The 5,539-nt window shown below is 64.5% G+C and carries 5 protein-coding genes; 2 read left to right on the top strand and 3 right to left on the bottom strand.

What is annotated here, in order from left to right; translation table 11 throughout:
• Window positions 1–54: 54 nt before the first annotated feature.
• A complete protein-coding gene (locus V7066_RS15715) occupies window positions 55–489 on the bottom strand; it encodes a vgr related protein (protein ID WP_334183923.1) in 435 nt (144 codons plus the stop codon).
• 56 nt (window positions 490–545) lie between these two features.
• On the bottom strand, window positions 546–1,082 hold the full coding sequence (locus tag V7066_RS15720; RefSeq protein ID WP_334183924.1) for a copper chaperone PCu(A)C: 537 nt from the start codon (window positions 1,080–1,082) through the stop codon (window positions 546–548).
• A gap of 218 nt (window positions 1,083–1,300) precedes the next feature.
• On the opposite strand from V7066_RS15720, the gene dnaK reads away from it, so the two are divergent.
• Window positions 1,301–3,211, top strand: coding sequence for a molecular chaperone DnaK (gene dnaK, locus V7066_RS15725; RefSeq protein WP_334183925.1), 1,911 nt, complete (start codon window positions 1,301–1,303; stop codon window positions 3,209–3,211).
• 81 nt (window positions 3,212–3,292) lie between these two features.
• Window positions 3,293–4,426 carry a molecular chaperone DnaJ gene (gene dnaJ, locus V7066_RS15730; RefSeq protein ID WP_334183926.1) on the top strand — a complete coding sequence of 378 codons (1,134 nt, stop codon included), beginning with the start codon at window positions 3,293–3,295 and terminating at the stop codon, window positions 4,424–4,426.
• Window positions 4,427–4,522: 96 nt separating this feature from the next.
• Here dnaJ and V7066_RS15735 read toward each other — a convergent pair.
• A partial coding sequence (locus V7066_RS15735) for a DUF3376 domain-containing protein (protein WP_334183927.1) occupies window positions 4,523–5,539 on the bottom strand: 1,017 nt, incomplete at its 5' end.

Below are 5,539 nucleotides of genomic sequence, written 5' to 3' on the forward strand. Positions count from 1 at the left end.
AGCTTTAAATTCCTGCAAAAAAGGCGCGGAGGAACCCGCGCCTTTTTTGTTTTCTCAGGTGAAGGATAAAGGGCCGAACGGCAGCACGCCGCGATAGCTGGCGAGCGGCGGCGCGCCGGGTACTTGCCAGCCCCGGTCGAGCAGGAAGGCGTGGCGGACGATCTCCGCCTGCTGCTCGATGCCGTAGCGGCCGAGCGTCCAGCCCGGCCTCAGCGCATAGTCATAGCGACAGAACGGATGGCGCATCAGCGGCAGATACCAGCGCCCTTTGCGCTGGCTCTGCCAGACATGCGTCATTTCGTGGACGAACAGCCCCTGGAGACCGATCTGCGCCGAGGAAAAGTCGTCGCAGTAGAGTTCCGAGCCATGGTGAAAGTGCAGGTGCCCGCAAGGCGCCATGACGACATGGGCAGGCTGGAGGGGAAACCATTTTCGCCGCCGGATGCGCACCGGTGCAGGATCGACGGCATTGCCGAAGACGGCCCTCACCAGTGCGACTTCCCCCGATGTCAGCGCTCTTTCCGCTCCGGGAGGGCAGAGGGTCGTCAGTGATCCATCCCCGGCATGTCGCCCATGCCGTTGCCGCCCATGCTCTCCACCCGCAGGGGCATCGAAAGCTTGTCACCATCCGAGAACGTCAGGGTCAGTTCCGCCGTGCCGCTGGCTTTCACGGTGTCTTCGATATCAAAGACCATCACATGCATGCCGCCCTGCTTGAATTCGACCTCGGCGCCGGGTGCGATCTCCAGCGAATCGACCGCGGCCATGCTGCCGCCGTCGGTCTTGTGCATCTGCGCGCTGCCCGCACCGCTGACATGGACGCCCACCAGCTTGACCGGGGCGGAGCCGTCGTTGCGAACGTTGAAGTAGACCGCGCCGGGGCGTCCGGCCACGATCGGCAGGAACAGGTGGCCGTCGCCGGCACTGATTCCCGGCTTGGCACTCGGCCCGGCATCGGCCGCCGCGCTCTCTTGCGGCGCGGGGTTTTCCGCCTGCTTGCAGCCGCTCAGGGAGGCGAGCAGGGCGGCGGCGCCCGTGACGGCAAGCGTACGCAGGGAGACGTTGAGACGGGCAGGCTTCACGGCAAGTCGATCCTCTCGGGCGGGCGCCTGATACCAAGGAGTTTGGGGCGCTGAAAATTTCCACCGCGTAATGCCATTGCGACAGACTTGTTCCAAGCGAAACCGCACCTATATGCCGCTCCGACGACTTTGAACGTCATCGAGCTGTGCAAGCCGCCTTGCCTTGTGGAGGGAGGCGATCCGCATGGTGTCATCCACTGACGTGAGGAATGGGGATAATGGCAAAAGTAATTGGTATCGACCTGGGCACCACCAACAGCTGCGTGGCCGTGATGGACGGCGGCAAGCCCAAGGTTATCGAAAATTCCGAAGGCGCTCGCACGACGCCCTCGATCGTCGCTTTCACCAAGGATGGTGAACGTCTGATCGGGCAGCCCGCGAAGCGTCAGGCCGTGACCAACGGCGACAACACGATTTTCGCGGTGAAGCGCCTGATCGGCCGCCGCTTCGACGACCCGGTGACCAAGAAGGACACCGAGCTGGTTCCGTACCACATCGTCAAGGGCAAAAACGGCGACGCCTGGGTTCAGGCCGGCGGCGAAGACTACAGCCCGTCGCAGATCTCGGCCTTCACTCTTCAGAAGATGAAGGAAACCGCCGAATCGTACCTCGGCGAGACCGTGACGCAGGCCGTCATCACCGTGCCCGCCTACTTCAACGACGCACAGCGCCAGGCGACCAAGGACGCAGGCCAGATCGCCGGTCTTGAAGTGCTGCGCATCATCAACGAGCCGACTGCGGCCGCGCTGGCCTATGGCCTCGACAAGCAGGACGGCAAGACCATCGCCGTCTACGACCTTGGCGGCGGCACCTTCGACGTTTCGATCCTCGAAATCGGCGACGGCGTGTTCGAAGTGAAGTCGACCAACGGCGACACGTTCCTGGGCGGTGAAGACTTCGACACCAAGCTGGTCGAATGGCTGGCCGACAAATTCAAGGCCAAGGAAGGTCTGGACCTGCGCAGCGACAAGCTCGCCCTGCAGCGTCTGAAGGAAGCGGCCGAAAAGGCGAAGATCGAGCTGTCGTCCACCGCGACGACCGAGGTCAACCTGCCCTTCATCACCGCACGCATGGAAGGCGGCGCCACCACCCCGCTGCACCTCGTCGAGACCGTCACCCGCGCCGACCTTGAAAAGATGGTCGCGGACCTGATCCAGCGCACGCTCGAACCCTGCCGCAAGGCGCTCGCTGACGCGGGCATCTCGGCCAAGGAAATCGACGATGTCGTTCTGGTCGGCGGCATGACCCGCATGCCCAAGGTCCGTGAAGTCGTGAAGGACTTCTTCGGCAAGGAACCGCACACCGGCGTGAACCCGGACGAAGTCGTGGCCATGGGCGCCGCGATCCAGGCCGGCGTGCTTCAGGGCGACGTCAAGGACGTGCTGCTGCTGGACGTCACCCCGCTGTCGCTGGGTATCGAGACGCTGGGCGGCATCATGACCAAGATGATCGACCGCAACACGACGATCCCGACCAAGAAGAGCCAGGTCTACTCGACCGCCGAGGACAACCAGCAGGCGGTGACCATCCGCGTGTTCCAGGGCGAGCGCGAGATGGCGCAGGACAACAAGCTCCTGGGCCAGTTCGACCTCGTCGGCATCCCGGCCGCACGTCGCGGCGTGCCGCAGATCGAAGTCACTTTCGACATCGACGCCAACGGTCTGGTGAACGTGTCCGCCAAGGACAAGGGCACCGGCAAGGAACAGCAGATCCGCATCCAGGCTTCGGGCGGTCTGTCCGACACCGACATCGACCAGATGGTCAAGGATGCCGAGAAGTTCGCCGAAGAGGACAAGAAGCGTCGTGAGGCCGCCGAAGCCAAGAACAACGCCGACAGCCTCGTCCACGCGACCGAGCAGCAGATCGTCGAGCATGGCGACAAGATCGACGCCGGCCTGAAGGCCGAAGTCGAAGCGGCCATCGCCGCGACCAAGACGGCGATCGAAGGCGGCGAACCCGCCGAGATCACCGCCAAGTCGCAGGCGCTGACCGAAGTGGCGATGAAGATGGGCCAGGCCATCTACGAGAAGGAGCAGGCCTCGGCCGCTTCGCCGGAAGCCGCTCCGGCCGGTGGCGACGACGATGTCGTCGATGCCGAGTTCTCGGAAGTCGACGAAAACAAGGGCTGATCGGTCCTCATGACAAGCGTGGCCGCCATCGTTACTTTGCGTGACGGTGGCGGCCAGGTCGCACGCGGGGAATAACGAGACGTGTCAGCTACCGAAATCGACTATTACGAACTGCTCGAAGTAGAACGCAGCGCCGACGACAAGACCATCAAGTCGTCCTACCGCCGCCTCGCGATGCGCTATCACCCGGACAAGAATCCGGGCTGCGACGACAGCGAGGCGCGTTTCAAGCAGATCAGCGAGGCTTACGATTGCCTCAAGGACCCGCAGAAGCGGGCTGCCTACGATCGCTACGGCCATGCTGCCTTCCAGCAGGGCATGGGTGGTGGCGGCGGTCATCCCGGCGGCGCCGAATTCGGCGACATCGGCGATATCTTCGAATCCATCTTCGGCAGCGCCTTCGGTGGCGGTGGCCGCCAGCAGGCCCGTCGCGGCGCCGACTTGCGCTACGACATGGAAGTCTCGCTCGACGAGGCCTTCCACGGCAAGCAGACCGAAATCACTATCGAGGTCTCGCAAAGCTGCGAGCCTTGCAACGGTTCGGGCGCCGAGCCGGGCACCGGCAAGCGCGGCTGCAACATGTGCGGCGGCCACGGCAAGGTCCGCGCACAGCAGGGCTTCTTCGTGGTGGAGCGCACTTGCCCGACCTGTCACGGCCGGGGCGAAGTGATCGAAAAGCCGTGCCGCTCCTGCGGCGGCGAGGGCCGGGTCGACAAGCCCCAGGCCTTGCAGGTGGAGATCCCGCCGGGCGTGGATTCGGGTACCCGCATCCGCCTTTCCGGCAAGGGTGAGGCCGGACCGTTCGGCGCGCCTCCGGGCGACCTCTATATTTTCCTGCACGTCAAGCGCCACAAGGTGTTCGAACGCGACGGCACGACGCTGATCACGCGCGTTCCGATCACTTTCACCACGGCGGCGCTGGGCGGCTCGATTGAAATTCCGGGCATGGACGGCGAGAACCTCTCGATCGACATTCCGGCCGGCATCCAGTCCGGCAAGCAGCTCCGCAAGCGCGGTGCGGGCATGCCGGTGCTTCAGGGCCGGGGGCGCGGCGATCTCGTCATCGAGATCAGCGTGGAAACGCCAACCAAGCTTTCCGCGCGCCAGAAGGAACTGATACGCGAGCTTCAGGCTACCGAGACCGGGGACGAATGCCCCCAGTCGAAGGGCTTCTTCGACCGGATCAAGGAGGCCTGGAGCGACCTGACGGAATAAGTTCCGCCGGACAATGCAGAACAAACAGGATGACGCCGCTCCGGAATTTTCCGGGGCGGCGTTTTTCTTGTCGGCCGTCAGCTTACTTGTAGACCGTCAGCCGCCGCGCAGCACTTCGTTCCGCACGGCCTGCACCAGCGACGGATCGGCGGTAAGGCGTTCCTGTTCCTCCTCCAGCACGGCCAGGAAAGCCTCGTGCTTGAAGGTCCAGAGTTCGCCTTCGAGCAGGGCATGCTCGCCTTCGGCCGTGGAGGAGATCAGATCGATCATCCGCTCCGCCCCGTGGAGACGGCCCCAGAGATAGTCGTTCTCGCGATAGGCGCGGCTGAAGAAGGCGCCGAAGTTGAAGAACTCGGTGCCGCGCAGCACCGGGCCCTTGCGGATCATATGGCAGTCTTCCGGCGAGATGCGGTCGACGCGGATCGGGTCGAATTCGGTCAACCCTTCGCCGCGCAGCAGGGGCAGGGTGACGGTGTCGTAGAACGGGAAACCGAGATAGGCGAGCAGCACCCTTCGCCGCAGCACCTGCGGCATTTCCGAAAGCGCCTCGGCCAACAGTACGTCCACTTGCCCATCGATTTCGGATAGACTGCGGATCGTCTCGACATGATCGACCGCCGCGCCGGGGTCGGTGAACACGGCCGCCGCCAAGGCCGGAAAACCCTTGCCCATCGCCGCCACCGGCTCGCGGTCGAGATAGAGCGCCAGTGCCGCGTAGATCGCCTCGCGCGCCTTGTCCCGCTGGGCTTCGCTGACATCCGCTTCCTGCTGCCACTCTTGGGTGACGCGCCGCGCCAGCAGCCGCAGGCGGCGGATGCGAAAGGCGAGGTCATGGCGGCGGAAGAAGTCGATCATGCCCGGCGAACCGTCGCCCTTCAGGCCCTGGATGCGGTCCAGCCCCATTCCGGCGAAATGCTCGTGGAGTCGCAGCGCGATCGGCGCGCTGGAGGAAAGCCCCAGTTCGGGCGCGGCATCCTGGATCAGCCGCGCCAGCTTGGCGATGATCCCGGAGAACTTCACCTGCACATAGCCGTGATAGGCGAAACCGGCCTGCTCCAGAGCGGCCCGCTGCGCCTTGTTGCGCCAGGCGGCAAGCCGTTTCGGCGTGGGCCT

Origin of the sequence: Novosphingobium sp. (genome assembly GCF_036820275.1) — a bacterium.
In the GTDB taxonomy this organism is placed as follows: domain Bacteria; phylum Pseudomonadota; class Alphaproteobacteria; order Sphingomonadales; family Sphingomonadaceae; genus Novosphingobium.